Annotated in this window: 23 protein-coding genes; 6 read left to right on the forward strand and 17 right to left on the reverse strand. The window is 73.4% G+C overall.

Annotation, left to right across the window (positions count from 1 at the left end):
- The 15 genes from VGH76_RS24270 to VGH76_RS24340 form a co-directional block, all read right to left on the reverse strand.
- Window positions 1-430 (reverse strand): peroxidase family protein (locus VGH76_RS24270; RefSeq protein WP_331559343.1); only part of this gene is annotated, 430 nt, incomplete at its 3' end.
- Window positions 431-455: 25 nt separating this feature from the next.
- Window positions 456-911, reverse strand: coding sequence for a Fur family transcriptional regulator (locus VGH76_RS24275; protein WP_331559320.1), 456 nt, complete (start codon window positions 909-911; stop codon window positions 456-458).
- A 73-nt stretch (window positions 912-984) separates the two neighbouring features.
- Entirely contained in the window at window positions 985-2322 is a 1338-nt protein-coding gene (locus VGH76_RS24280; RefSeq protein WP_331559321.1) for an ammonium transporter, read from the reverse strand.
- 91 nt (window positions 2323-2413) lie between these two features.
- Window positions 2414-4396 carry a glycosyltransferase gene (locus VGH76_RS24285; RefSeq protein WP_331559322.1) on the reverse strand — a complete coding sequence of 661 codons (1983 nt, stop codon included), beginning with the start codon at window positions 4394-4396 and terminating at the stop codon, window positions 2414-2416.
- 764 nt (window positions 4397-5160) lie between these two features.
- Window positions 5161-7536, reverse strand: coding sequence for a xanthine dehydrogenase family protein molybdopterin-binding subunit (locus VGH76_RS24290; protein WP_331559323.1), 2376 nt, complete (start codon window positions 7534-7536; stop codon window positions 5161-5163).
- Between the two features lie 122 nt (window positions 7537-7658).
- Window positions 7659-8801, reverse strand: a complete 1143-nt coding sequence (locus tag VGH76_RS24295; protein ID WP_331559324.1) for a nucleotide pyrophosphatase/phosphodiesterase family protein — start codon at window positions 8799-8801, stop codon at window positions 7659-7661.
- Window positions 8802-8937: 136 nt separating this feature from the next.
- Entirely contained in the window at window positions 8938-9393 is a 456-nt protein-coding gene (locus tag VGH76_RS24300; protein WP_331559325.1) for a hypothetical protein, read from the reverse strand.
- The gene (locus VGH76_RS24305; RefSeq protein ID WP_331559326.1) at window positions 9390-10130 is read right to left on the reverse strand and encodes a hypothetical protein; all 741 of its coding nucleotides are present in this window, start codon (window positions 10128-10130) and stop codon (window positions 9390-9392) included. The genes VGH76_RS24300 and VGH76_RS24305 overlap by 4 nt, the downstream gene beginning before the upstream one ends.
- Window positions 10131-10296: 166 nt before the next feature.
- Window positions 10297-11331 carry a 5-methyltetrahydropteroyltriglutamate--homocysteine methyltransferase gene (locus VGH76_RS24310; protein WP_331559327.1) on the reverse strand — a complete coding sequence of 345 codons (1035 nt, stop codon included), beginning with the start codon at window positions 11329-11331 and terminating at the stop codon, window positions 10297-10299.
- An 11-nt stretch (window positions 11332-11342) separates the two neighbouring features.
- Window positions 11343-11702, reverse strand: a complete 360-nt coding sequence (locus tag VGH76_RS24315; RefSeq protein WP_331559328.1) for a hypothetical protein — start codon at window positions 11700-11702, stop codon at window positions 11343-11345.
- A complete protein-coding gene (locus VGH76_RS24320; RefSeq protein ID WP_331559329.1) occupies window positions 11699-12565 on the reverse strand; it encodes an extradiol ring-cleavage dioxygenase in 867 nt (288 codons plus the stop codon). Before VGH76_RS24320 ends, VGH76_RS24315 begins: the two co-directional genes overlap by 4 nt.
- On the reverse strand, window positions 12558-13379 hold the full coding sequence (locus tag VGH76_RS24325) for a citryl-CoA lyase (protein WP_331559330.1): 822 nt from the start codon (window positions 13377-13379) through the stop codon (window positions 12558-12560). Before VGH76_RS24325 ends, VGH76_RS24320 begins: the two co-directional genes overlap by 8 nt.
- Window positions 13372-14556: a CoA transferase gene (locus VGH76_RS24330; protein WP_331559331.1), complete on the reverse strand. Its 1185-nt coding sequence runs from the start codon at window positions 14554-14556 to the stop codon at window positions 13372-13374. The genes VGH76_RS24325 and VGH76_RS24330 overlap by 8 nt, the downstream gene beginning before the upstream one ends.
- A 79-nt stretch (window positions 14557-14635) precedes the next feature.
- Complete coding sequence (locus tag VGH76_RS24335) at window positions 14636-15835, reverse strand: FAD-dependent monooxygenase (RefSeq protein ID WP_331559332.1); 1200 nt, start codon at window positions 15833-15835, stop codon at window positions 14636-14638.
- 154 nt (window positions 15836-15989) lie between these two features.
- Window positions 15990-16796, reverse strand: coding sequence for an IclR family transcriptional regulator domain-containing protein (locus VGH76_RS24340; RefSeq protein WP_331559333.1), 807 nt, complete (start codon window positions 16794-16796; stop codon window positions 15990-15992).
- Window positions 16797-16998: 202 nt separating this feature from the next.
- Here VGH76_RS24340 and VGH76_RS24345 point away from each other — a divergent pair, with 202 nt between their 5' ends.
- Complete coding sequence (locus VGH76_RS24345) at window positions 16999-18447, forward strand: amidohydrolase family protein (RefSeq protein WP_331559334.1); 1449 nt, start codon at window positions 16999-17001, stop codon at window positions 18445-18447.
- A gap of 54 nt (window positions 18448-18501) precedes the next feature.
- On the opposite strand, the gene VGH76_RS24350 is transcribed toward VGH76_RS24345, so the two are convergent.
- Both VGH76_RS24350 and VGH76_RS24355 read right to left on the reverse strand, forming a co-directional pair.
- Window positions 18502-19674, reverse strand: a complete 1173-nt coding sequence (locus VGH76_RS24350) for a serine hydrolase domain-containing protein (RefSeq protein ID WP_331559335.1) — start codon at window positions 19672-19674, stop codon at window positions 18502-18504.
- A gap of 104 nt (window positions 19675-19778) precedes the next feature.
- Window positions 19779-21170, reverse strand: coding sequence for an MFS transporter (locus VGH76_RS24355; RefSeq protein WP_331559336.1), 1392 nt, complete (start codon window positions 21168-21170; stop codon window positions 19779-19781).
- Window positions 21171-21306: 136 nt separating this feature from the next.
- Between VGH76_RS24355 and VGH76_RS24360 the strand changes: the two genes are divergently transcribed.
- The 5 genes from VGH76_RS24360 to VGH76_RS24380 are packed head-to-tail and all read left to right on the forward strand — an operon-like array spanning window position 21307 to window position 25034.
- Window positions 21307-22536, forward strand: a complete 1230-nt coding sequence (locus tag VGH76_RS24360) for an alpha/beta hydrolase (protein ID WP_331559337.1) — start codon at window positions 21307-21309, stop codon at window positions 22534-22536.
- Window positions 22533-23333 carry an N-acyl homoserine lactonase family protein gene (locus tag VGH76_RS24365; RefSeq protein ID WP_331559338.1) on the forward strand — a complete coding sequence of 267 codons (801 nt, stop codon included), beginning with the start codon at window positions 22533-22535 and terminating at the stop codon, window positions 23331-23333. The genes VGH76_RS24360 and VGH76_RS24365 overlap by 4 nt, the downstream gene beginning before the upstream one ends.
- A complete protein-coding gene (locus tag VGH76_RS24370) occupies window positions 23330-24250 on the forward strand; it encodes an NAD(P)-dependent oxidoreductase (RefSeq protein ID WP_331559340.1) in 921 nt (306 codons plus the stop codon). Before VGH76_RS24365 ends, VGH76_RS24370 begins: the two co-directional genes overlap by 4 nt.
- Before the next feature lie 2 nt (window positions 24251-24252).
- Complete coding sequence (locus VGH76_RS24375; protein ID WP_331559341.1) at window positions 24253-24639, forward strand: cupin domain-containing protein; 387 nt, start codon at window positions 24253-24255, stop codon at window positions 24637-24639.
- Complete coding sequence (locus VGH76_RS24380) at window positions 24636-25034, forward strand: carboxymuconolactone decarboxylase family protein (RefSeq protein ID WP_331559342.1); 399 nt, start codon at window positions 24636-24638, stop codon at window positions 25032-25034. Before VGH76_RS24375 ends, VGH76_RS24380 begins: the two co-directional genes overlap by 4 nt.
- The last annotated feature ends 13 nt before the right edge of the window (window positions 25035-25047 follow it).

Here is a 25047-nt window from a genome sequence, read left to right on the forward strand (position 1 = left end):
TCTGCTTGACCGGCCAGAGCAGGCGGCGGGCCTTGTCGAGGTTGCCGTTGTCCGGCCAGCTGTTCAGCGGGGCGAAGCGCTGCATGCCCATGCCCGCGCCGCCGCGGCCGTCCGCCAGGCGGTAGGTGCCGGCGGAGTGCCAGGCCATGCGGATCATGAACCCGCCGTAGTGGCCGAAGTCCGCGGGCCACCACTCCTGCGAGGTGGTCAGGACGTGGTCGACGTCGGCCGCGAGCGCGTCGAGGTCGACGGTCGCGAACTCCTTCGCGTAGTCGAAGTCGGGGTCCATCGGGTTGGAGTCCGCGACATGGGTGCGCAGGACGCGCAGGTTGAGCTGGTTGGGCCACCAGTCGACGTTGCCGCCGCCCTCGGTCGGGTGCGCGAGGCGCCCGGTGTGGACCGGGCACCCGCCCGCGTCCTCCGTGTTCATCTCCGACTCGCGGGTGACGTGGCCTTCAGACACGAGAGTTCCCTCCGGGTGGTTGAGAGGTGGGGGTCGAGCAGTCGGGACAGTGGCCCCAGAACACGACCTCGGCCTCGTCGACGGCGAAGCCGTGGTCGTCCGAGCCGGTCAGGCACGGCGCGGCACCGACGACGCAGTCGACGTCGGCGATGGCACCGCAGGACCGGCACACGACGTGGTGGTGGTTGTCCCCCACCCGCGCCTCGTACCGCGCCGCGGAGCCCGTGGGCTCGATGCGCCGCAGCAGCCCCGCCGTGGTGAGCGCACGCAGGACGTCGTAGACGGCCTGGTGGGACACCGCGCCGAGGTCGGCCCGGACGAGACCGATGATCGCGTCCGTGTCGAGGTGGGGGTGGTCGTGCACCGCCGACAGCACCGCGAGGCGAGGTCGCGTCAGGCGCAGACCGGCCTCGCGCAGCTGGCGCTCGTACTCGGTCGTCGTCGGCACGGCCGCGAGTGTGGCCCACAAACTGGAATCAATCAAGAATCCGAGGCCATCGGCAGATTCCGCACCGGTGCGCTCAGGAGGGCGGCCGAGACACCGTCGTGCCGGAGTGGACCCCGCCCGGACGCTCCGCGCGGTGCCCGACCACCACGGTCGAGAAGTCGTAGCCGCTCTCGGCGTGCTCGCCCTCGTCGACGCCCTCCGCCTCGACCTCGCGATCCACCCGCAGTCCGATCGTCCGCGAGATCACCCAGGCGATGAGGCCGGTGACCACGAAGGAGTACGCGAGGACCGCGACCACGGCCACCGCCTGGCGCCCGAGCTGGCCGAACCCGCCGCCGTAGAGCAGGCCGTCCGCGCCGGCGGGGTTGGTCGCGGCGGAGGCCAGGAGGCCGATCAGCAGCATCCCGACGAGGCCGCCGACGCCGTGGACGGCGACGACGTCGAGCGAGTCGTCGAACCCGTAGCGGAACTTCAGCCGCACCGCACACGCGCAGATCGCGCCCGCGGCGAGCCCGATCACCAGGGCCCCGAGCGGCTCGACGTAGGCGCAGGCCGGCGTGATCCCGACGAGGCCGGCGACCGCCCCGGACGCCGCCCCGAGCGAGGTCGGCTTCCCGTCGCGGATCTGCTCGACCACCAGCCAGGCCAGCACCGCGGCGGCGCCCGCCGTCATCGTCGACACCAGCGCGGTGCCCGCCGCCGCGGTGGCCCCGAGCGCGGAGCCGGCGTTGAACCCGAACCACCCGAACCACAGCAGGCCCGCGCCGAGGAGGACCGAAGGCAGGTTGTGGGGCCGGATCGGGTCGCGTGGCCAGCCCCGGCGCCGTCCGACCACGAGCACGAGGGCCAGCGCCGACGCCCCCGAGTTGATCTCGACGGCCGTGCCGCCCGCGAAGTCCAGGGTGTGCAGCCGGTTGGCGATCCAGCCGCCGACCGACCCGGGCCCGGCGGCGCCGTCGAGCGCGAACACCCAGTGCGCCTCCGGCAGGTACACCAGCGTCACCCAGACCAGCACGAACAGCGTCCACGGCCAGAACCGGATGCGTTCGGCGACCGCGCCCGCGAGCAGGGCGACGGTGATCACCGCGAACATCAGCTCGAACATCGCGTAGACGCCGGCGGGGATCGCGGTCGGCCCGCTCCCGACGACGGCGGTGTCGAGGTGGCGCATCCCGACGTCGCCGAAGCCGCCGACGAGCCCGCCCCAGGCGTCCGAGCCGAACGCGAGCGAGTAGCCGTAGACCACCCAGAGCACGCCGACGACGCCGAGGCACACGAAGCTCGTCATCATGACGTTGAGGACGGCCTTCGACCGGACCATCCCGCCGTAGAACAGGGCCAGGCCCGGCGTCATGAGCATGACGAGCCCGGTGCTCGCGAGCACCCAGGCGGTGCTCCCCGTATCGATCACGGCACGGCCCTCCGCAGGGGGTCACGGACGGCGCAGTGTGACACGCAGATGACGGGGGCGTCTCCGCGCTGTGACGAGGTGGGCTCCCGGCTCAGGCCCCCGGCGCCCCGGGGAACGGGTGCCCCAGGACGTGGACGAACGCCCGCTGGTACGCGTCGGCCATCGCGGTCTCGGTGTACTGCGCGAGTGCCCGCTCCCGGCCCGCCTCCCCGAGCCGGGCGAGCGCGCCGCGGTCGTCGAGCACGCCGCGCAGCGCCTCGGTCCAGGCCGGCACCGTCACCGGGGCGACGACGACGCCGGCCATGCCCTCGTCGAGCATCTCGGGCACCGAGCCGCTCGCCGAGGCCATCACCGGCAGGCCCCGCGTCATCGCCTCCACGACGACGAGCGGGAAGGCCTCGGTGACGCCCGGGACGCACAGCACGTCGAGGTCGGCGACGGCCTCGTCCACGCTCGCCGGCTCGCCGTGCCAGCGCACCTGGCCGCGCAGGTAGGCGGGGGTCTGCGCCTGCAGCGCGACCCGGTCGGGCCCGTCCCCGAACACGTCGAGGGTCCACTCGTCGGGCCGCGCGAGCGCGTCGAGGGCCCGGACGAGCAGCGTCGTGTTGCCGGCCTCCTCGAGCCGGGTGCGGACGCCGAAGCGGACCGGGTGGGAGGGGGAGGACAGGGCCGGGCGCGCCGGCAGCGGCTCGCCGGGGGCCAGGCCGTCCGGCGCGACCAGGACGTCGTCGGTGAGCCGCTGGTGGCGGGCGAGCTCGTCCCCGTGGGGCCGCGAGGGCACGAGCAGGCCGTCGGCGGTGCGCAGCGCACGGGCGGTGAACTCGGGGTAGGTCGGGCCCTGCGGGTCGGCCGGCTCGTGCGCGACGGCGAGCCAGGAGCGCCGCTGCCCGACGGCGTGGCCGAGCGCGCGCCACGCCGTCGCGAACCCGATCTCGGTCGACGCGGTGCCGCCCACGACGATCGCCTCGTCGGTGTCCGCGACGTCGACCACCGGCTGCCACCACGGCTGCACGATCATCCGCACGCGCGGGTCGAGCTCGGCGACGTACCGCCCGAGGTGCGCCAGGCAGACCATCGTCACCGGGTGGCCGCGGGCCACCAGCTGGTTGGCGAGCACCACCCGCCGGCGCTCGGACTCCGTGCGCAGGCCCTGGGTCAGGACGACGACGGCGGGCCGCCCGGCCGCCTGCCGGGCCAGCGCGTCGAGGCGCGCCCGCCGCGGCGCCCGCTTGGAGCGCTGGACCCGCTCGAGCACCGTGGCGCCCGCGGAGAACAGCGATCCGCGCCCGACCTGGTGCCGCAGGCCGAGGGCGATCACCTGGGCGGCGCGCAGCAGGTCGTCGCCGCGGGTGGAGGCGAGCGGGTCGTCGGAGACGGTGCCGCCGCTGGCGTGGCGGACCTGCGGCTCGTCGTCGTCGACCAGGCGGAGCGTCCAGCCCGCGCGGCGCGCGTCGGGCTGCCACGTGGCGTCCTCGCCGTAGACGAAGAAGGCCTCGTCGAACGGGCCCAGCGCGTTCCAGGCGTCGCGGGAGATGAACAGGCAGCAGCCGGTGAGGTACCCGTCGACGTCGTCCTGCGGGCCCTCGTAGAGGTTGGACAGCAGGCGCCCGCGCAGCCGCTTGGCGTAGCCGGCCGCGTTGACGAGGTTCCGGACGACGCCCTGCTCGCGGTGGGCGACGTCCCAGGGCTCGTCGCGGCCGTCCGGGTCGAGGACCGTCGGGGAGACCGCGGCGACGCCGGGCTCGCCGAGCGCCTCGCGGGCGCGGGTGAGCGGGCCGAGGAGCTCGGCGTCGGGGTTGAGCTGCAGGGCGTCGTGGTCGGGGGTCTGGGCCATCAGGCGGTTCATCGCGGCGATGTAGCCGAGGTTGGTCTCGGAGAACGTCCACGTGACGTCGGGCCGCGTCGCCGCGAGCTCCCGGACCTGCGGGGACCCGCCGGAGGCGTTGTCCCAGACGTGCACCCGGGCGTCGGGGATCCACTTGTCGACGCTCGCGAGGGCGCGCTCCAGCAGGTCCGCCCGCCGGTAGGACACGATCAGGACGGCCAGCTCGCGTCGCGCGCTCCGTTCGCTCACCGGACCGATCGTGGCACGGCGACCCGATCGGCCGGTCGCGGGCCCCGGCCCCTCGGGGCTGCCAGCACCGTGTGCGCCGAGCACACGGCCGGTGTCGGCCAGGTTCCGGGTCGGGCCGCGGGTGTGTCACGCACACGGCCAGGACCTGGAAGGTACTCGGTCGGACCACGAGTGCGTCACGCACACGGTAGACAGCCGACTGTCCCGCTCCCGAGTGCGTGACGCATCCCGGTCACGGCGCGGAACACCGCCTGCCGCCGCCGTGCGCGTCACGCATACGGCCGGTCCCGGGCCGCGGCCCCTCCGGGCCGTCGGCACCGTCTGCGCCGAGCACACGGCCGGTGTTGGGCAGGTTCCGAGTCCGGTCCAGCCCTCACCCCCGCGGCGTGCCGCACCCCGGGCAGAAGTTGCCGCTGCCGACTTGGGCGCCGCAGCGCCGGCACGCCACCTGCACCCGCAGCGGCCCGCCGCAGTTGCTGCAGTAGGCGCCGTCGCCGTAGGAGCCGCACCGCCCGCAGCGTCCGGCGATCTGCGGCGCCTGCGGGGGGACGCACCCCACGCAGTAGCCGGCGGCTGGTAGCCCTCATTCGTGCTGACGTCCGAGTGGTTGCTGGTGAACGGGACGACGGACGTCATGGCGAGCGGAGACCTTCCGGGGGAGTGGGCAGACCGGATGATCTCGCCGGCGTCGCGGCCGGGGATGCCGTAGCGGACTACTGCATCAGCGGCCGCGTCGCGCGACTGCGCTCAGTGCTGGCTGGGGCTCAGTGCTGGCTGCCCGCCGCCCCGGCGTACTCCGGGCCGGCCTGCTGCCGCGTCCCGGGGTCGGAGGCCGAGACGCCCTGGATGGCCCGCCACACGGCCTCCGGGGTGAGCGGCATGTCGATGTGGCGCACGCCGAGGTGCGACACCGCGTCGACGACGGCGTTGTGCACCGCGGGCGTCGAGCCGATCGTGCCGGACTCCCCGATGCCCTTCGCCCCGATCGGGTTGAGGAAGGTCGGCGTCTCGGTGTTCGACGCCTCGTACGAGCACAGGTCGGCCGCGCTCGGGATGGTGTAGGAGGCCAGGTTGCCCGTGGTCGGGTTGCCGTCCTGGTCATAGGTCACCCGCTCGAACAGCGCCTGCGAGATGCCCTGCGCGATGCCGCCGTGCTGCTGGCCCGCGACGAGCATCGGGTTGAGGATCTTCCCGCAGTCGTCGACCGCGACATGGCGCAGCGGCTTGACCATCCCGGTGTCGAGGTCGACCTCGACGACCGAGATGTGCGAGCCGAACGGGAAGCTCGACTGGCCCTGCTTGAAGTCGAGGTCCTCGCGCATCGCGCGGCCGTTGCCGTCCTCGAGCCCGGAGCCGTCCTCGGACGCGGACGCGATCTGGGACCAGCTCACCGTGTGGCCGGCGACGCCGCGCACCCCGAAGCCGTCGTCGGAGTGCTCGATGTCCTCCACCGCCGCCTCGAGCAGGTGCGCCGCGATCTCCCGGGCCCGCGACACGAGCTCCTGCGAGGCGTTGTGGATCGCGCTGCCGCCGGTCTGCAGCGACCGCGAGCCGAGCGTGCCGGCGCCGCTGCGCACCAGCGAGGTGTCGGAATGGACGACCTTGACCTTGTCCATCGGCACCCCGAGCACCGACGAGGCGAGCTGCGCGAACGCGGTCTCGTGCCCCTGCCCGTGGGCGCTGGTGCCGGCCATGACCGTGAACGTGCCGTCCGGGTGGGCCTGGGCCGAGCCGTACTCGCCGTCGAGGCCCAGCGGCGCGGTGACCTCGACGTACGAGCCGACCCCGATGCCGAGGGCGACCCGCTCCCCCGTGTCCCGACGGCGCTTCTGCTCGGCGAGCAGCTCGTCGTACCCGGCGGCCGCCTTTGCCGCCTCGAGGGACTTCTCGTGGTCGGCGTTGTCGTACTCGGCGCCGGTGAGCGAGGTCATCGGGTACTGCTCGGGCTGCAGGAAGTTCATCCGCCGGATCTCGAGCGGGTCGACGCCGATCTCGTCGGCGGCCATGTCGAGGATCCGCTCGAGCAGCTGGGTGGCCTCAGGGCGCCCGGCGCCGCGGTAGGCGCCCGTCGTCGTGGTGTTGGTGACGACAGTCTTCCAGGAGAACTCGATGGCGGGGATGTCGTAGACGCCCTGGGCGAGCAGCTGGGTGAGGCTGGGCAGGATCGTTCCGACCGCCGGGTACGCCCCGCCGTCGCCGATCACCGAGGCGCGGAGGCCGACGATCTTGCCGTCGTTCTTGACGCCGAGCTCGACCCACTGGACCTGGGCGCGGCCGTGGACCATCGAGAGCATGTTCTCGGACCGGGTCTCGGTCCAGCGGACCGGCCGGCCGAGCACGAGCGCGGCCTTCGCGGCGATCGTGCATTCCGGGTAGGCGGTGGCCTTCGGTCCGAACCCGCCCCCGACGCGGGGCGCGACGACGCGGACGTGGTCGGCGTCGAGCCCGAGGTCGCCGGCGATCGCGTCGCGCGCGCCGTGCGGGGTCTGGGTGGAGAGCCAGAGCGTGATGCCACCCTCGGGAACGCCGGGCTCGGCGACGCAGGCGTTGGGCTCCATCGGCACGCCCGCGAGCTTCTGGTTGTAGAACTTGCCGGTCACGACGACGTCGGCCTCGTCGAAGATTCCCTGGACGTCGCCGGTGCCCGCGCCGGCGATGAGGTTGCTGCCGACCTCGTCGAACAGCAGCGGGGCGCCGTCGGCATAGGCCGCCTCGATGTCGGTGACCGCGGGCAGCGGGTCGATGTCGGGGAAGACGGTCTCAGCCGCGTCGAGCGCCTCGCCGGCGGTCTCGCCGATGACGACGGCGACGATGTCGCCGACGAACCGGACCTTGCCCTTGGCGAGGTGCGGACGCGACATCGCGTCGGGGACGACGCCGGGCAGGCCGGGGCGGTCGGCGACGTCGAGGTCGGCGTTGGTGTACACCGCCACCACGCCCGGCATCCCCCTGGCCTCGTCGACGTCGATGTCGCCGAGCGTCCCGTGGGCGATCGGCGAGCGGACGAACACCGCGTGAAGCGACCCCTCGACGGGCAGGTCGCCGGTGTAGAGCCCGGCGCCCGTGATCAGTTCCTGGTCCTCGGTCCGCTTGACCGCGTGGCCCAGGATCGATCCGCCGGTGTGGGTCGTGACGCTCACGCGCACTCCTTGTGCCTCGTCTCGCTCCCGGGACGCTTGCATGCATCCCGGGTCCTCGGTCGGACATTAACCCAGGGGGGTGACGGCGCGCACAGCGTCGTTTCTGCTGTGCAGGAACGTTCTCAGGTGCGGGATTCCCGGACGATCGGCGCCGCTCCTGCGGCGTGCACGAGCAGCGGGACGTAGCGCTCGGCGTCGGTCACCGAGCCGTGCTGGCCGGGGAGCCGCGCGAGCACGGGCTCCCCCTCGGTGCGCACGATCGCGGTACCGCCGCGGGTGACGGCGACGACGTCGGGCACCCGGGACCGGACGGCGTCGTCGACCGGCCCGAACCACCCGCCCTCGACCGCCTCGTCGCCGGTGAGCACCGTCGCGTCGTCGCCGAGGGTCGCGCGCCACGCCGTGAGCACGTCGGACGCGCTGCCGGGGCGGGTGTAGACGAGGCGGGCGCGGGGGTCGCCGCCGACCATCGGCTCGCCGAGGAGCAGGTCGGGGTGGGTGTCGGCGTCGTGGCGGCGGTCGACGGTGACCATCCCGTGGTCGCCGGTGACCGCGAGCAGCGTCCCGGGCGGGAGGTCCTCGGCGAGCATCGCGACGAGCCGGTCGATCTGGCGCAGCTGCCAGCGCCACGCGAGCGAGCCGGGGCCGCGCAGGTGCCCGAGCTGGTCGAGGTCGGCGTGGTAGGCGTAGACGAGCCCCGGCTCGGCGAGCGCGGTGAGCGTCTCGGCGGCCAGGTCCCCGAACGCCACGACCCCGCGGTAGGTCGCCCCGCGCAGCGCCGAGCGTGTCAGGCCGGACTCCCGGTAGGCGCGGTCGGAGACGACGGTGCTCGTGACGCCGGCCGCGGCGGCACGCTCGAAGAGCGTCGGCCGGGGCTGCACGACCTCGGGCCGCAGCCGCTCGCGCAGGTCGTCGGTGCCCTGGGTCCAGGTGAGCGCGTCGAGCAGGGTGGCGTCGACGCGGAAGCGCACGCCGAGGGTGCCGTGGGCGCCGGGCGGCAGTCCGGTGCCGAGGCTCGTCACGCTGATCGGGGTGCTGGTCGGGAAGCCGACAGTGAGGGGCCCGGCGTCGGGCATCGACGCCAGGAACGGGGCGTCGGCGGCGTGCTCGGTGAGCAACTCGCGCCCGAGGCCGTCGACGAGGAGCAGGACAGCGGACCGCGCCGGGGGCAGGGTGATCGCCGGCGAGCCGTCGATGGTGGTGCCCAGCGAGCCGAGCAGTGCGGGCAGCGTGTCGGCGAGCGTCGGGCCGTCGGTCGTGGTCACGCGGCCACCCTGCCCGGACGAGCGTCCTGCGGACCAACCGTGCCGCGGCTCCCTGATCTCCGCGAGCGACCGTCGGCGCCGGACAGGCGACCGCCCGGGACGCGGCTCGCGCGTCCCGGGCGGTCTCGAGGGGGGTCTAGAGGGAGAGCAGGCGGTCGAAGAACTCCCGGTAGCGCCGCAGGGCCTGGCGCAGCTCCTCGGTGCCGGGCTCGGTGTTGCCGCTCCACTCCGCCTCGAGCTCGGAGCGCTGGTGGCGGAACACCCGGCTGACCTCGTCGAGCACCTCGCCGACGAGCTGGTCGGCCTCGGTCACCGCCTGCCGGGGCTCGTCGACGAAGGCGGCCTGGACCTCCTGCCACCGCCCGCGCAGTCGCTCGGACGCCGACGGATCGAGGACGCTGACGCCGTCCGAGTCCTTCGCGTCGTGGTCGTGCTGACCGGGCTGGTCCCCGTGCTGGCGGGTGTACCGGCCGGGCCCGTCGTCCCGGCCGGCGTCGTCGCGCGGGCCCTCGTGACGGCTCGCGTCGTCACGCAGGCCCTCGTCGCGCAGGCCCCCGTCGTGACGGCCCTCGCCCGTCGTCTCCGTGCTCACCGTCGGCTCCCGTCGTGGTCGTGTGCCCCGTCGGCCGACGGTCCGTCGGCTTCCCGCTCCTGCCGGCCGTTCCCGGCGCCCTCGTCGCGAACGCGGTCGTCGCGGCCCCGCTCGTCCCCGGAACCGCGGGGCTCGTCGCGGTGACGGCCCTCGTCGTCGCGGTGGCGCCCGTCGCCGTGGGACCCGTCGTCGTGCCCGCCGCGGTCGGACCCCTCGTCGAGCAGGGCGTCCACGAGGCTGCGGTAGGACGTGACCGCGCCGCGCAGGTCCTCGGTGCCCGCGCTGCCGTTGCGGTGGGCGTCGCGCACCCGGCGGGCCTCGCGGTAGTTCTCCACCACGCGCGGGTGCTCGACCGAGATGTCGTCCGCGCGCCGGTCGAAGTCCTCGACCGGGTAGCCGCGCTCGCGCATGATCGTCGTGACCAGCGAGTCGGCCTTCTCGACCGCACCGCCCGGGTCGTCGACGAACTCGCCCTGCACCTGTTTCCAGTCGCCGCGGAAGCGTTCGCGGGTCTGCGGGTCGAGCGAGCGCAGGTCGAGCTCGGCGTGGCGCTTGCGACGGGACGCGAGCTCCTTCTCCGCCTCGCTCTTCGAGTCCGACTTCTCGACCGCGCGGTCGTACTCGGGCCCGAACTGCTCCTGCAGCTGCTGGGAACGTTTCCGTCTCGCGAGCGCGAGGCCGCCACCGGCCAGCGCCAGCACGACGACCACCACGATGATGACGATGACCGCGGTCATGACAGCCCCTCCGTCGGGCACTGATCCATGACCGAAGCGTCGTCCTGCGTACGGCCCGTATCAATCGGCCGTGGGGGCGCATGTGGACTGCATCACATGGCCCCGTCATGATCGCGGCAAACCCGGAGCGCCAAACGGTCCGGATCGCTCCAGCGTCCCGAGGGGCTCAGCCCTGCTCGGCCCGCAGCACAGCCACGGCCTGCGCTATCGCCACCATCTTGCCCTCCGCGGACGCCCGCGGCAGGTACTTCATGCCACAGTCGGTGGCGACGACGAGCTGCTCGGGCGGGATGCGGTCGTAGGCGCGGCGCACGCGGGTCGCCACGGTCTCGGCGGACTCGACGGCCGGGTCCGAGAGGTCGACGACGCCGAGGATGATCGTCTTGTCGGTGAGGTCGGAGAGCACGCCGAGGTCGAGGCCGGACTGCGCGGTCTCGATGGAGATCTGGTCGACCGGCGAGCCGGCGAGCTCGGGGAGGAACGAGTAGCCCGCCGGGCGCTCGTGGATGATCGCGGCGTAGCCGAAGCAGATGTGCACGGCGGTGGTGCCGGTGACGCCGTCGAGGGCGGCGTTCAGCGCGGCGAGCCCGTACTGCCGCGCCGCGTCCGGCCGGGCCTGCATGTAGGGCTCGTCGATCTGCACGATGTCCGCACCGGCGGCGTGCAGGTCCCGGATCTCGGCGTTGACCGCGGCCGCGTAGTCCATCGCCGCGGCCTCGGCGTCGGGGTAGTGGTCGTTCTGGGCCTGCTGGGACATCGTGAACGGCCCGGGCACCGTCATCTTCACGACGTGGTCGGTCTGGGCGCGCAGGAACTCCAGGTCGCGCACCTGGATCGGCGCGGGGCGGCGGATGGGCCCGACGATGCGCGGGACCGGGTTGGGGTGCCCGGAGCGGTCGAGCGCGGTGCCCGGGTTGTCGACGTCGACGCCGTCGAGCGCCGTCGCGAAGTGGTTGGAGTAGCTCTCCCGACGCATCTCGCCGTCAGTGAGGATGTCCAGCCCGGCCCGCTCCTGGGCGCGGACCGCGAGCTCCGTCGCGTCGTCCTGGGCCTGCTCGAGGTGCTCCGGGTCGACCCGCCACAGCTCCTCGGCCCGCACCCGTGGCGGGAACCGACCGGCGAGCTTGGCGCGGTCGATGAGCCAGTCGGGCTGGGCGTAGCTCCCGACGAGGCTCGTGGGCAGCAGCGGCAGCGTCGTCATCGGGCGCCCTCTCAGGTGGCGATGTCGGGATACGGCAGCGAGATGTGCTCCATGGCCCGCGCGTAGGCGAGCTGGTACTCCAGCGGGCCGTGGTCGCGCTCGAACATGGCGATGAACAGCGTCAGCGTGAGGAACGGGTGCGCGCCCATCTCGAAGAGCCGCACGTGGTCGTGCGCCGTGAGGGCCTCGCGCTCGGCGGGCTCGAAGGCCAGCCACGTCGAGGCCTCGCCGGTGTGGCAGTTGAGGAGCTTGTTCGCGTACTCGCGTTCCCACTCCTCGACGCACGCCGCGGGCGCCTCCCGGTAGCGCTCGACGAGCTCGGGATCGCGGTCGACGGTGAAGAGGAACTTGTCCAGCAGGTACTTGCTCATGCCGGGGTCACCCCGTTCGGGTACCAGGTGAAGTAGGCCTCCATGGTGTGGAAGAGGTCGAGCGAGTCGACGTGGTCGGCCTTCTTCCCCTCGCCCGCGACGCCCATCATCAGCATGAAGTCCATGAACCCGTGGGTGGCGTTCCCCGGGGCGTGCAGGCTGTCGAGCGTGACCTCGGCCAGGCAGCCCTCGAGGTCGCCGGAGGCGATCCAGTCGACGGCCTTGCGGTCGAACTCCGGGTCGGGTCCGTGGGGCCCGAACTGACGCGGTCCGCCCAGCTCGAGCGAGAGGTGTCCGGTGCCGATCACCGCGACCCGCTGGTCGCTGGGCCACGACTCCACCAGTTCGCGGATGGTGCGCCCGAGCTGCACGAACCGCTTCGGCTGCGGTAGCGGCGGCGCGAAGATGTTGGTGTAGATCGGCACGATCGGCAGGTCGGCCTCGGGCCGCAGCGTGATGATCGGGCACGTGATCGAGTGGTCGATCCGCAGCTCGTTGGAGAACGCGAGGTCGAACCCGGCGTCGAGACCCTCCCGGAGGATGTACGACGACAGGTCCTCCTGGCCCGCCAGCCGCATGCGCGGCAGGCCGAACTCGCGCTCCTCGTTGTACCAGTTGGCGTCGTAGACCGGCGCCTTCCCGACGAGGAACTGCGGCATGTTGTCCAGCCACAGCTGGTGGAAGTGGTCGGAGCCGACCATGACGAGGACGTCGGGCCGCGCCCGGGTCAGTGTCTCCCGGAACGCCTCGATCTTGCGCACCCACTCGTCCGCGAACGGCGGGCGGTCCTCGCCGGTCGAGGTGCTCGCCCGGTAGTAGAACGGGTGGTGGGTGGACGCGATCACCGCGACGAGCTCAGCCATGCGTTCCTCCGTCCAGACTCGGCGGCGAGTACGGATCCGGGTCGACCGGCTTGTTGTTCAGGTCGACGCTGAGGAAGATCTCGTTGGCGACCGGGTGGCGCAGCTCCTCGGCGAGCTGCCCGATCAGCCCGGCGGTCCGGGCGAGCAGCGCGAACCCGCGCAGCAGTTCCAGCGGCAGCCCGAGGTCGGCGAGCACCGCGCCGCAGACGCCGGCCCCGTTGAGCGGCAGCGTCTTCCCCAGCACCTGGGGGTGCACCCGGCCGATCGCGGCGAACAGCGCGAGGTGCGGGCCGGTGACGCCCTCCTCGGCGGCCAGCGCCATGAGCTTGGGCGTGCGGGGATCACCCTGCTTGTGCACGTGATGGCCGAGGCCGGGGACGAACCGCTTGGCCTCACGCTGGGCCTGGACCGTCCGGAGCGCGAGCGCGTCCCAGCCCTCGTCGTCGGTCGGCAGGTCGACGCCGACGAGCTGGTCGTGCAGGAACCGGCCGCAGTCCTCGGTGACCCCGAGGAACCGGGACCCGCCCGCGAGCAGCCCGGCCGCGAGCGCGCCCTGCACCGAGTCGGGCGCCGAGAGGTGCGTGAGGCGGGTGACGATCGCGGTCGGCGTGTAGCCGTGGTCGGCCAGCGCCGCGAGGACCGCCTCGAAGACGCGCGTCTCACCCGGCGTCGGGCGGCGTTGCGTCGCGAGCCAGAAGGCGAGCTCACCGAACCCGACCTGCCCCATGACGTCCTCGACGAGGTCGTGCCCGAGCAGCGTGATCTTGTCGGGGGAGGCCGCTCCCAGCGCGGTCTCGTAGACGTGCTCACTCACGTCCGTCCCCCGTCGCTCCGCTCGCCCCGTCAGCGCTCAACCACGTCCGCAGCTCGGCGCCGTGCTCGTCGAGCTCGGGCGGGGGCAGCTCGTAGACCGCGGGGGTCTGCGAGAAGCGGATGGGGTGCCGCGTCGTCGGGACCGCACGGTCGCCCTCGCCCACCTCGACCACCGGCTCCAGCCCGAACCGCTCCGCCATCGCGAACCCGCCGTCGATCGACTGGATCGGCCCGCACGGCACCCCGGCGGCGACGAGCAGGTCGAACCACTCGACCGCCGTCTTCTCCTTCAGCTTCCCGACGAGGATGGGGCGCAGCTCGTCCCGGTTCTTCGTGCGGTCGGCGTTGCGGGCGAAGCGCTCGTCGTCGGCGACTCCCTCGAGGCCCAGCACCTCGCAGAGCTTGCGGAACTGGCCGTCGTTGGCGGCGGTGACGATGAGGTCGTCGTCGGCGGTCTCGAGCGGCTCGTAGGGGAAGACGCTCGGGTGCGCGTTGCCCATCCGGTGCGGGACGACGCCGCCCGCGACCCAGGCGCTGCTGTGGTTCACGAGGCCGGTCAGTGCCGAGGAGAGCAGGTTGACCTCGACGTGCTGGCCGTCGCCGGTGGCGTCGCGGTGGCGCAGCGCGGCGAGGATGCCGATCACCGCGTGGTTGCCGGCCATCACATCGAACACCGAGATGCCGGCGCGGTACGGCGGACCGTCGGGGTCACCGGTGAGGTCCATCAGCCCGGAGATGGCCTGCACCATGAGGTCGTAGCCGGGCACGTGCGCGCCCTTCCCCGAGCCGAACCCGGAGATCGACGCGTAGACGACGCCTGGGTTGGTGGCGCTGACGCTGTCGAAGTCGAGCCCGTACTTCGTCATGCCGCCGGGCCGGAGGTTCTCGATGACGACGTCCGCGCGGCGCGCGAGCTCGCGGGCGAGGCCGACGTCATCGGGGTCGCGCAGGTCCAGGGCGATCGAGCGCTTCCCGCGGTTGATGCCGAGGTAGTACGTCGAGGTCTCGCCGCGGGTCGGGGGCATCCAGGTCCTGGTGTCGTCGCCCTGCGGGCCCTCGACCTTGACCACCTCGGCACCCAGGTCCGCCAGCAGCATCGTCGCGTAGGGCCCCGCGAGGATGCGGCTGAAGTCGGCCACCAGCACCCCGGCGAGCGGCCCGCCCCCGGTCCCAGCCATGCAGTCTCCCGGTCCGTCGTACGGACATCTGTCCGTTGCTGATCCTGCGGCGGCCCAGGGGCGGCGTCAAGGGGTCCGGTCAGGCCGCCGGCGGCTCGACGCCCGCGTAGGAGTGGGCGAACCAGCGGGCCATCCCGGCGTCGTCGCGCAGCGCCCGGACCCAGGTCTCGCGCGTGCCGTGGACGAAGGCCGCCGCCGACTCGTCCTCGAGGGCGTCGGCGCTGCGGGCGGTGAGGATGCGCAGGAACCAGTCGGAGAACGCCTGGGCCCGCCAGATCGCCGGGAGACGGGTGTCGGAGTAGGCCGCCAGGCGCGCGTCGTCGCCGTCGTGGGACTCGATCAGCCCGTGGGCGAGCTCGACCGCATCGGCGACCGCGAGGTTCATCCCCTTGCCGCCGGCGGGCGTGATGAGGTGGGCCGCGTCGCCGGCGAGCACGAGCCCACCGTGCTGCATCGGGGTGGTGACCCGGGTGCGCAGGTCCAGAGCGTCCACGCTGCGCAGCGGACGGTCGTCGAGGGCGCCGGGCATCCCCAGGCGGTGGCCGAGCTCGGTGCGGATGGTGTCGTGGGACCAGTCGTCGGGGCCGGTGGTCGCCGGGACCTCGAGGTAGAAGCGGGTCTCCTGCGGGCCGCGGCGCAGGTGCGCGGCGTACCCGTGCGGGTGGATGCCGTAGATCGTGTGGCCGACGAGCGGCGGCGTGTCGGTGGCGACGACGAGCCAGCGGGCCGGGACGCGTCGGTCGAGCGTCCGGACGTGGTCCGCCATCGCCCGGGCGACGGGGCTCGCGGCGCCGTCGGTCCCGACGACGACGTCGGGCGCGAGCGTCCGCCGCCCGCCGTCGGGACCCTCGACGACGACGGCCGGGGACTCGGCCTCGATCCCGACCACGCGGTGGGAGAAGTGCAGCGGAGCACCGTCGATGACGAGGGCGGCGGCGAGCTCGGCGACGAGGCGGTGCTGCGGGAGGACGAAGTGGGGACGGTCGCCGGTGAGGTCGGCGTAGTCGAACAGGTGGGAGGTGAGCGGGGTCCGGAACTCGACGCGGCGGTTCTCGGTGTCGAAGCGCAGGGGGGCGCCGGGCGCGTCGGCCATCCCCTCCCGGCGCAGCAGCTCCACGGTGCGGTACTCGACGATGCCCGCCTTCGGCTGGGTGCCGACCTCGGCCTGGGTGAGCTGCTCGACCAGCACGAACGGGACCCGGGCCCGGTGGAGCAGCCAGGCGAGGACGAGCCCGGCGGGCCCCGCTCCGACGATCACGACGCGCGGTTCGTCCAGCACCGGTCCCTCCTCCTGCGCCGCCTCCGGTGGTGGCGCTCGGTCATCGTGAGGGCGGCGCGGCGGTCGGCGCGCCGGGAATCCCGGTGGGTGGGAAGCGGGTGTGGCCGGGTCGGGGTGTGGCCGGGAGGCCTTGTCGCGGCCTTCTGCGGCCCCCTCAGGACGCCGGCAGCGTCACGTGCGGGAGCGACTCGCGGCGGGCGAAGTCCGCGCTGATGTCCCCGGCCGTCGCGAGCAGCAGCGGCAGGTGGTGCTCGACGAGGTACTCGACCGAGGTCTCCGCGGCGTGGCAGTTCACGTTGACGCCAGCGATCACCCGGCCACTGCCGTCCCGCAGCGGCGCGGCCACCGAGCGGATCCCCAGCGTGAGCTGCTCGTCCGTGAGCGCCCAGCCCCGCGCCCGGACCTCGCGCAGCGCCGCGTCCCGTTCCGCGCGCGAGGGCTGCCAGCGCGGGGCGAGCCCGGAGCGGGTCGGCTCGGCGAGGACGCGGTCGAGCTCGGCCGGCGACAGCGCCGCGAGCTGCACCTTCCCGAGCGAGGTCGGCAGGGCCGGGAAGCGCGTTCCGATCTGCACCGCGAGCGAGACGATCTTCGGCACGCTCGCCCGGGCGACGTAGACGATGTCGGACCCGTCCAGCTGGGCGATCGAGCACGACTCGTTGGTGCGCGCCGAGAGCGCCTCGAGGTGCGGGCGGGCCACGTCCCAGAGCCCCATCGACCCGACGTAGGCCACGCCGAGCTCGAGCACGCGGGGCGTGAGGGCGTACCCGCGCTCGCCGCTGCGCACGTACCCGAGCTCGGCGAGCGTCAGCAGGATCCGCCGCGCCGTCGGTCGGGCCAGCCCGGTGGCGGACGCGACCTCGGCGAGGGTCATCGCGGGACGCTCGGGCCCGAACGCCGCGATCACCTCGAGCCCGCGCGCCAGCGCCTCGATGAAGTCGGGCCCGGCTCCCTCGCGTGGCACGCGCGTCCCTCCTCCAGCACTGCCGACGTCGTGATGGGCGCAGCGTAGCCGCTCGCTGACCGTCTGGCGGACGACCGAGCAGGAACCCGTGGGCCACCTCTGGCCGAAGCGACAACGTTGACAGCGAAACCACGCCTGAGCAGAGTGACGAGGAGCATATGACCGCTATCCGGACAGACGTCCGAGTACGAGGGAGCACGCGATGTCCCAGTCCACCGGCGAGGCCCGTCGTCCCGTCGTCCTGCGGGGCGGGACCGTGCTCACCCTCGACGCCGCCCACACCGTCCTGACCGACGCGGACGTCCTCGTCGTCGACGACCGCATCGCCGCGGTCGGCCCCGACCTCGCGGGGCCCGACGGCACCGAGGAGATCGATGCGCGCGGCGGCATCGTCATGCCCGGGATGATCGACACGCACCGGCACATGTGGCAGACCGCGATGCGCGGCTACGGCGCCGACTGGACGCTGACGCAGTACTTCGTCTGGAACTACCTCGAGCACGGCACGGCGTTCCGCCCCGAGGACGTGCACGCCGGGAACCTGGCCGGCGCCCTCGAGGCGATCGAGGCCGGGGTCACCACGACGGTCGACTGGTCGCACAACCTCCAGACGCCCGACCACGCCGACGCGGCCGCCGACGCCCTCGAGGCCGTGCCCGGTCGCTTCGTGCTCGCCTACGGCAACATCCAGGACGCTCCCGCGAACTGGACGGCCTCACCGGGGTTCCGCGACTTCGTCGAGCGCCGGATGAGCGGCCGCCGCGACATGCTCGGCTTCCAGCTCGCCTTCGACGTCACCGGCGACCCGTCGTTCCCCGAGAAGCCGGCCTTCGAGGTGGCCCGCGAGCTCGGCGTACCGGTGACCACGCACGCGGGGGTCTGGGGCGCGACGAACGACGACGGCATCCGGCTGATGCACGAGCACGGCTTCATGGCGCCCGAGACGGTGTACGTCCACGCCGCCTCCCTCTCGCCGGACTCCTACCACCGCATCGCCGCCACCGGCGGGTCGGTGTCGGTGTCGACCGAGAGCGAGCAGTCGGCGGGTCAGGGCTACCCGCCCACCTGGGCCCTGCGGAAGCACGACATCCCGGTGTCGCTGTCGATGGACACCACGGTGTGGTGGAGCGGCGACCTGTTCTCCGCGATGCGCACGACGCTGGGCGCCGACCGCTCCCGCGAGCACCTCGAGGCCCACGCGAAGGGCGAGACGGTGACGCACGCGTCCCTGCGCGCCGAGCAGGTCGTCGACTGGGCGACCCGCGGCGGGGCCCACGCCCTGGGCCGCGACGACCTCGGCAGTCTCGAGGCGGGGAAGAAGGCCGACGTGGTGCTCATCCGCAACGAGCACTCCCCCGTGATGTTCCCGCTGCTGCACCCCTACGGCCACGTCGCCTTCCAGGCCCAGCGCGGCGACGTCGAGGCCGTGATCGTCGACGGCCGGGTGGTCAAGCGGGACCACCGGCTCGTCGGGATCGACCTCGCCGCCGCGCGCCGGACCGTGGAGGCGACGGTCGAGCACCTGCGGAGCACCCTCGGCGACGAGGCCTGGTCGCAGGGCATGAACCCCGAGATCCCGACGACGAAGGTCCTCGACAACCCCTACACCTACACCGACTACCGGTCGTCCTCGACGCACGGTGGTCGCTGACGCGACGTGTGCGTGCGTTTCCGTGCCCAGGCACGGAAACACACGCACAAGGCGTCAGCCCAAGGACCCGTACAGCGCCTCCTCGAAGTCGCCGTAGAGCTTCCACGCCTCGTGCTCGGTGATGAAGGGCAGCGAGTTGGTGTAGATCGAGGCGCAGATGCCGGTGGTGCGGTCGATCCAGAAGTGGGTGTTGAACAGGCCGGCCCAGGCCCCGCTCCAGGCGCGCCGACGTCCCGGGACGTCGGCGGTGTTGAGCAGCAGCCCGTACCCCCAGGTCCAGCCCGGGCCGAGGTGCAGCGTGTCGGTGGTCGCCGGGTCGGCCGTGACGATCTCGGTGGGGAACGGCACGCCGTCGAGCTGGTCGGAGAACGCCGCGTCGACGGTCTCCTGGCTCAGGATGCGCGCCCCGTCGAGCTCCCCGCCGCGCAGCAGCGCCCGCTCGAAGCGGACGTAGTCGCGCGGGGTGGAGTGCAGCCCGTGGCCACCGGCCCACCAGGCCGGATCGTCGGGCAGCACGTTCCCGATCGAGGCCCACTGGCCGTCCTCGCCCTTGGCGTGCACCGGGGTCTTGTTCTGCTGCCGGGCGTCGTCGAGGGCGAACATCGTGTCGTCCATGCCCAGTGGGCCGGTGATGTTCTCCTTGACGACGACGTCGAGGGTGGTCCCGGCGACCGCCTCCACCACGCGGCCCAGCCAGTCGGTGTTGATGCCGTACTCGAAGCGGGTGCCGGGGTCGGCCACGAGCGGCGCGCCGAACGCCGCCATGTCCCCGGGAACGACGTTGGGGAGACCGGTCAGCGACTCGTAGCGCGCCAGGTCGGCGTTCCAGAACCAGTAGGAGAGCCCCGAGGTGTGGGTGAGGAGGTGCTTGACCGTGGCGCGGCTCGCCGGGGCCCGCAGGCGCGGGGTGTCGCCGTCGAACCCGTCGAGCACCTGCAGCTCGGCGAACTGCGGCACGTACTCCTCGACGGGCGCATCGAGGTCGAGCCGCCCCTGCTCGACCTGCTGCAGCGCCGCCGTCGTCGCGACCATCTTGGTCATCGACATGATCCGGAAGTGCGTGCTCGTGGAGACCGGCTCGCCGCCGCCGGTGACCCGCTCGCCGGCCGCTCCCTCGTAGAACACGCCGTCGCGGTCCGCCGCGATCGCGGCGACGTGGGGCACCGCGCGGTCCTCGACCGCCGCTGCCAGGACCTTGTCGATGCCGGAACCGTCGAACGTGGACACCTGCTGACCTCCGTTGGTCTCGTTGCCCCTGCTGTGGAGCAATCGTGCTCCGGCGATCCAAGCAAAGTGGCCCACGTCACGTCGACCGGTCGATCGGGCAGTCGTCACCGCGACGCGGGCACCGCCTCGAAGTCGACGTCACGGGTCTCCGGGCCCGCCGCCGCGCCCGCCGCGCCGAGCAGTCCGCCGACGGCGAGCAGCACCACCGCGGCCGCCGCGTACGGCAGGAACCCGGCGAGCCCGGCCACGAAGAAGGCGTAGAAGGACGGGATCACCACCGACACGCTGAACCCGAGGCCGAAGCCGGAGGCCCGCACGTCGGTCCGGAAGCGCTCGGTGATGTAGGGGAGCACGACGCCCCAGGGCGCGGTGACGACGATCGAGAACGCGCAGACCACGACGATCACGACCCCGAGCGGCATGCCCCGACCCGAGGCGAGGACCGCGAGTAGTGCCGACCCGACGACCGCGATGAGCACGCCGCAGGTCACGAAGAAGCGCCGCCGCCCGATCCGCTGGCCGATCACCCCGGACGCGATGTAGCTCCCGACGAGGCAGACGTACGAGATGAGCAGCACGACGGTGACCTGGGAGTTCGCGAGCCCGACGAGCTCGCGCAGCACGGTGGTCGGCAGGAACAGCGTGACCAGGTTCTGGGTCAGCCAGAACCCGGTCATCATCGCGAAGACCTGCCAGAACGCCCGTCCGCTCTCGCCGGTGACGACCGCGAGCAGCGGGCGCAGCGAGCCGCCCCGCGAGGTCCCCTCGGCCTTCGCCGCCTCGGCGGCCTGCCACACCTCGGACTCGGACACGCTGCGGACGTAGTAGAGGGCGAGGGCGCCGGCGAGGAGCGCGCCGAGCACGAACGGCACGCGCCATCCCCACTCGACGTAGGCCGAGCCCGGCCCCGCGAGCGGGAAGATCGCGAAGCAGGCCATCCCGACGAGCGTGATCACGATGTAGGCGAGCGGGAACGCGGACAGGATGATCCCGCCGAGCAGGCCCCGGCGGTGCTTGGGCGAGTACTCCATCGCCAGCGGCAGCGCCCCGGTGTACCCGCCGCCCAGGCAGATGCCGTCGAGGAAGCGCAGCGCGATGAGCAGCCAGTACGAGGCGATGCCGATCGTGGAGAAACCCGGGATCAGGGCGATCAGCAGCGTGATCACCCCGAACCCGGAGACAGACGCGATGGTGGAGCGTCGGCGCCCGATCCGGTCGGCCAGCGCCCCGAACACCGCCGCCCCGACCGGGCGCCCGATCAGCGTCGTCACGAAGACGAGCGAGGTCAGGATCGCCGCGAGGCCCGGGGTGAGGTGGGCCGGCTGGAAGTAGACCAGCGCGGGCGTGAGCACCACCGTCGGCAGGTAGATGTCGAACATGTCGACGAACTCCGCGAAGAACGCCCCGCGCGTCGCGGACCGCCGCTTGGCCGCCCGCTCCGGACTCTCCGGGACCGGGGGGGACGCCGCGGGCACCGCCTGATCGGGACTCGTCATCGAGACCACTCCTCGCGTCGCGCGGCGGGCGGCCGCCGCCGCTTTCGTCTGGCTGTCAGACAATCCGCAACGTAGGGTGGCGCCCCGTCGGCGTCAACCGTGGGCGGCCGCCCGCGAGGAGGGAGGCCCGCGAACGATGCGGCTCGACGACGAGCAGGTCACCGCAGCCCTGCACGACGACCTCCTGCGCGGCCTGCCGCCCGGCCCGCCGACGATCCTGCTGCTCGACGTGGCCGGCACCCGCGTGCTCCTCGACGTCGCCGACGGCGCCCTGACCGTCCGCGGCGCCCCCGGCATCAACGACACCTGGGACGTCGCCCTCGTGCTGACCGCGCAGGACTGGGACGACGTCTGTGCCGACCCGCCGCCGCGCGGCGCGACCACGGCGCAGGCCCTCGTCGCCACCCGCGGCGCCGACCGGGTCGTCGGCCGCCGGGAGGTGTGGGCCCGCACCGCCGGGCTCCTCGACCGGGTCGTCGCGGCGTTGCGGGACGCCGTGCGCACGCCCGTCCCCCGCCGTCCCGACCCGCCATCGCCCACGCCGGGACTCGGGCCGTCGGTCGGGCGGTACCTGCACCTCGACGACGGCCGCCGGATCTTCATCGAGACCGCCGGGGAGGGCGTGCCGCTGCTGTGCCTGCACACCGCCGGGGCCGACTCCCGCCAGTTCCGCGGGCTGCTCGAGGACCCCCGCGTCACCGACCACCACCGCGTCGTCGCCTTCGACATGCCCTGGCACGGACGCTCCGACCCACCCGACGACTGGCGGACCCGTCGCTACGCCCTCGACACGCAGACCTACGCGAGCACCGTCCTGGCCGTCGCCGACGCGCTCGACCTCGACCGGCCCGTCCTCGTCGGCTGCTCGATGGGCGGCGCGATCGCGCTCTACCTGGCCGCGGAGCACGGCGAGCGCTTCGGCGGGGTGTGCGCGCTCGAGGGCGGGCTCGGCAGCCCCGGCCGCTTCGTCGAGTGGACCCACCGCTGCGACGTCGACCACTCCGGGTTCCTGACGAGCTGGGTCGGCGGCCTCATCGCGCCCGCCAGCCCCACCGGCCCCCGCGAGCAGACGCTGTGGGGCTACGCGAGTACCGGGCCCGGCGTCTACCAGGGCGACACGCACTTCTACTCGGTCGACTTCCCGACGGTGTCCGCCGGGCTCGGTCGGGCCACGTGCCCGCTGTACGTGTTCAGCGGCGAGTACGACTACTCCGCCACCACCGAGGCCAGCCGCGAGGCCGCGGAACGTCTCGGCGGGGAGCTGGTGACGATGCCCGGCCGGGGTCACTTCCCGATGGCCGAGGACCCCGAGGGGATGGCCGAGCACCTGCTGCCGGTCCTCGAGAAGCTGCGGGGCGCACGATGACCCCGGAGGTCCACGCCGTGCGGTACGGCACCCGGACGACGACCCACGCCGAGAGCTACCTCAACTGGCACGTCTACGGCGAGCCGGACGCCGCCTTCGCGATGGACTACTTCTTCTGGGTCGTGCGTGACGCCGCGGGCGGGGTGACGCTGCTCGACTGCGGCTTCGAGCCCGACGTCGGGCGGCGCCGGAACCGGGACGTCCTCGTCGACCCGGTGGAGGCGCTGCACCGCCTCGGGATCGACCCGGGAACCGTCGCGCGCATCGTCGTCAGCCACGCCCACTACGACCACATCGGCAACCTCGACCGGCTGCCCGCCGCCGAGGTGGTGATGACCGCGCGCGAGCTGGAGTTCTGGACCGGCCCGCACGCCGGCCGCACCCAGTTCGCGCACTCCACCGAGGCGGAGGAGCTCGCCGTCCTGGCCCGCGCCCGTGACGACGGCCGCATCACGACGTTCGAGGGCACGCTGGCGCTGGGCGAGCTGACGCTGGTCGAGGTCGGCGGGCACACGCCCGGCCAGCTGATCGCGCTCGCGCCGGTCCCGGGTGGGCGGGCGGTGCTCGCCGCGGACGCCCTGCACTTCTACGACGAGCTCGAGGCCGACCGGCCGTTCTTCGTCGTGGCCGACCTCGAAGCGATGTACGCCGGGTTCGACCTGCTCGGCGAGCTCGCCGCCCCGGCCGACCACGTGCTCGTCGCCGGACACGACGCCGACGTCGGGCGCCGCTTCCCGGGGCGGGCCGACGGGACCGGGATCGACGACCTGGTGATCAGGATCGAGGTGGCGCCGTGAGCAGGGAACCGGTCGGCATGGTCGGCCTGGGCAACATGGGCGGGCGGATGGCCCGCCGGATCGTCGACTCGGGCACGCCCGTCGTCGGGTTCGACCCGGTGGCGGGCCGGGCGGAGGCCGCGGGTGCCGATCCCGGCGCGAGCCCGGCGGACGTCGCCCGCCGCTGTCGCGTCGTGCTGCTGTCGCTGCCCGACAGCACCGTTGTCGAGCCCGTCGTCCGCGGGCCGGACGGCGTCCTCGCCGGGGCCGAACCCGGCACCACCGTGGTCGACCTGTCGACCGCGGACCCGTCGTCGACGGTGGCGCTGGCGCAGGAGGCGGCGCGGCACGGCGTCACGTTCCTCGACGCGGGGATCTCCGGCGGGGCGGCCGCCGCGGAGAAGGGGTCGTTGACGATCACCGCCGGCGGGGACGCCGGGGAGGTCGACGCGATCCGCCCGGTCCTGGCCCCGATCGCGGCGGCCGTGCACCACCTCGGCCCGGTCGGGGCCGGGCACACCGCGAAGCTGCTCAACAACTTCCTCAACGCCGTCACCCTCGCGGCGAGCGCCGAGGTGATGGTCGCGGCCCAGCGCGCCGGGCTGGACCTGCGGACCCTGCTCACGGCCGTGAACGGCGGCAGCGGTCAGTCGTTCGCCACGAGCAACCGGTTCCCGCGCATCGTCGAGGGCGACTACCTCGAGGGCGGCCTGACGAGCCGGCTCATGACCAAGGACGTGACCCTCTACACCGAGCTGCTCGGCCGGCTCGGTGTGCCCTCCCTCAACGCGTCCGGGCCGCTCGCGAGCTTCGGGCTCGCGGCGCACCTCGGCTACGGCGACGTGATCTCCAACCGCGTCGTCGACGCCCTCGGTGACCTCGCCGGAGGCGTCCGTATCCAGCAACCCGGCAACCACCACCCCAGCAGGGAGGCATAGACGTGCACATCGTCCACGGGCGCGCCGCGGGCGCCACCACCGAGGCGCGGGGAGCCACGTTCACCGGCACCGTGTGGGGCGACCCGGTGCTGCCGACGACGGACGGCACCACCGTCAACTCGGTCACCTTCACCCCCGGTGCGCGCACCTACTGGCACCACCACGAGCGCGGGCAGCTGCTCGTCGTCACCGCCGGCACCGGCTGGGTGTGCACCCACGGGGAGGCGCCGCATCCGCTGACCGTCGGCGACGTCGTCTGGGTCCCGCCGGGCGAGCGGCACTGGCACGGCGCCGGACCCGGCTCGATCCTCACGCACACCGCGGTGTCGCTGGGGACCACCACCTGGCTCGACGAGGTGTCCGAGGCCGAGTACGAGGAGGCGCGATGAGCGGCAGCAACGGCACCGACGCACGGTTCGAGGACGGGCTCGCGGTGCGCAAGGAGGTCCTCGGGGCCGCGCACGTGGAACGCTCGATGGCGAACGTCAGCGAGTTCTCCCGGCCCGTGCAGGAGTACGTGACGCGGGCGTGCTGGGGCGACGTGTGGAGCCGTCCGGGCCTGGACCGGCGGACCCGCAGCCTGCTCAACCTCGTCATGCTCACGGCGCTCAACCGGCCGCACGAGCTGGCCGTGCACGTCCACGGGGCGATCACCAACGGCGCCACCGTCGAGGAGATCCAGGAGACGCTGCTGCACGCCACGGTGTACTGCGGGGCGCCGGCGGGCCTCGAGGCGTTCCGGATCGCGGAGCGGGTACTGGACGAGACGGCGGCCCAGGCATGACCGCCGACCTCGC

Origin of the sequence: Actinomycetospora sp. (genome assembly GCF_036497585.1) — a bacterium.
Classification (GTDB): domain Bacteria; phylum Actinomycetota; class Actinomycetes; order Mycobacteriales; family Pseudonocardiaceae; genus Actinomycetospora.

Bases quoted from the DNA above. Each gene is read 5' to 3' on its own strand.
- VGH76_RS24305 (WP_331559326.1), bottom strand. From the start codon at position 10,130: ATGACCGCGGTCATCGTCATCATCGTGGTGGTCGTCGTGCTGGCGCTG.
- VGH76_RS24310 (WP_331559327.1), bottom strand. From the start codon at position 11,331: ATGACGACGCTGCCGCTGCTGCCCACGAGCCTCGTCGGGAGCTACGCC.
- VGH76_RS24315 (WP_331559328.1), bottom strand. From the start codon at position 11,702: ATGAGCAAGTACCTGCTGGACAAGTTCCTCTTCACCGTCGACCGCGAT.
- VGH76_RS24320 (WP_331559329.1), bottom strand. From the start codon at position 12,565: ATGGCTGAGCTCGTCGCGGTGATCGCGTCCACCCACCACCCGTTCTAC.
- VGH76_RS24330 (WP_331559331.1), bottom strand. From the start codon at position 14,556: ATGGCTGGGACCGGGGGCGGGCCGCTCGCCGGGGTGCTGGTGGCCGAC.
- VGH76_RS24345 (WP_331559334.1), top strand. From the start codon at position 16,999: ATGTCCCAGTCCACCGGCGAGGCCCGTCGTCCCGTCGTCCTGCGGGGC.
- VGH76_RS24355 (WP_331559336.1), bottom strand. From the start codon at position 21,170: ATGACGAGTCCCGATCAGGCGGTGCCCGCGGCGTCCCCCCCGGTCCCG.
- VGH76_RS24360 (WP_331559337.1), top strand. From the start codon at position 21,307: ATGCGGCTCGACGACGAGCAGGTCACCGCAGCCCTGCACGACGACCTC.
- VGH76_RS24365 (WP_331559338.1), top strand. From the start codon at position 22,533: ATGACCCCGGAGGTCCACGCCGTGCGGTACGGCACCCGGACGACGACC.
- VGH76_RS24380 (WP_331559342.1), top strand. From the start codon at position 24,636: ATGAGCGGCAGCAACGGCACCGACGCACGGTTCGAGGACGGGCTCGCG.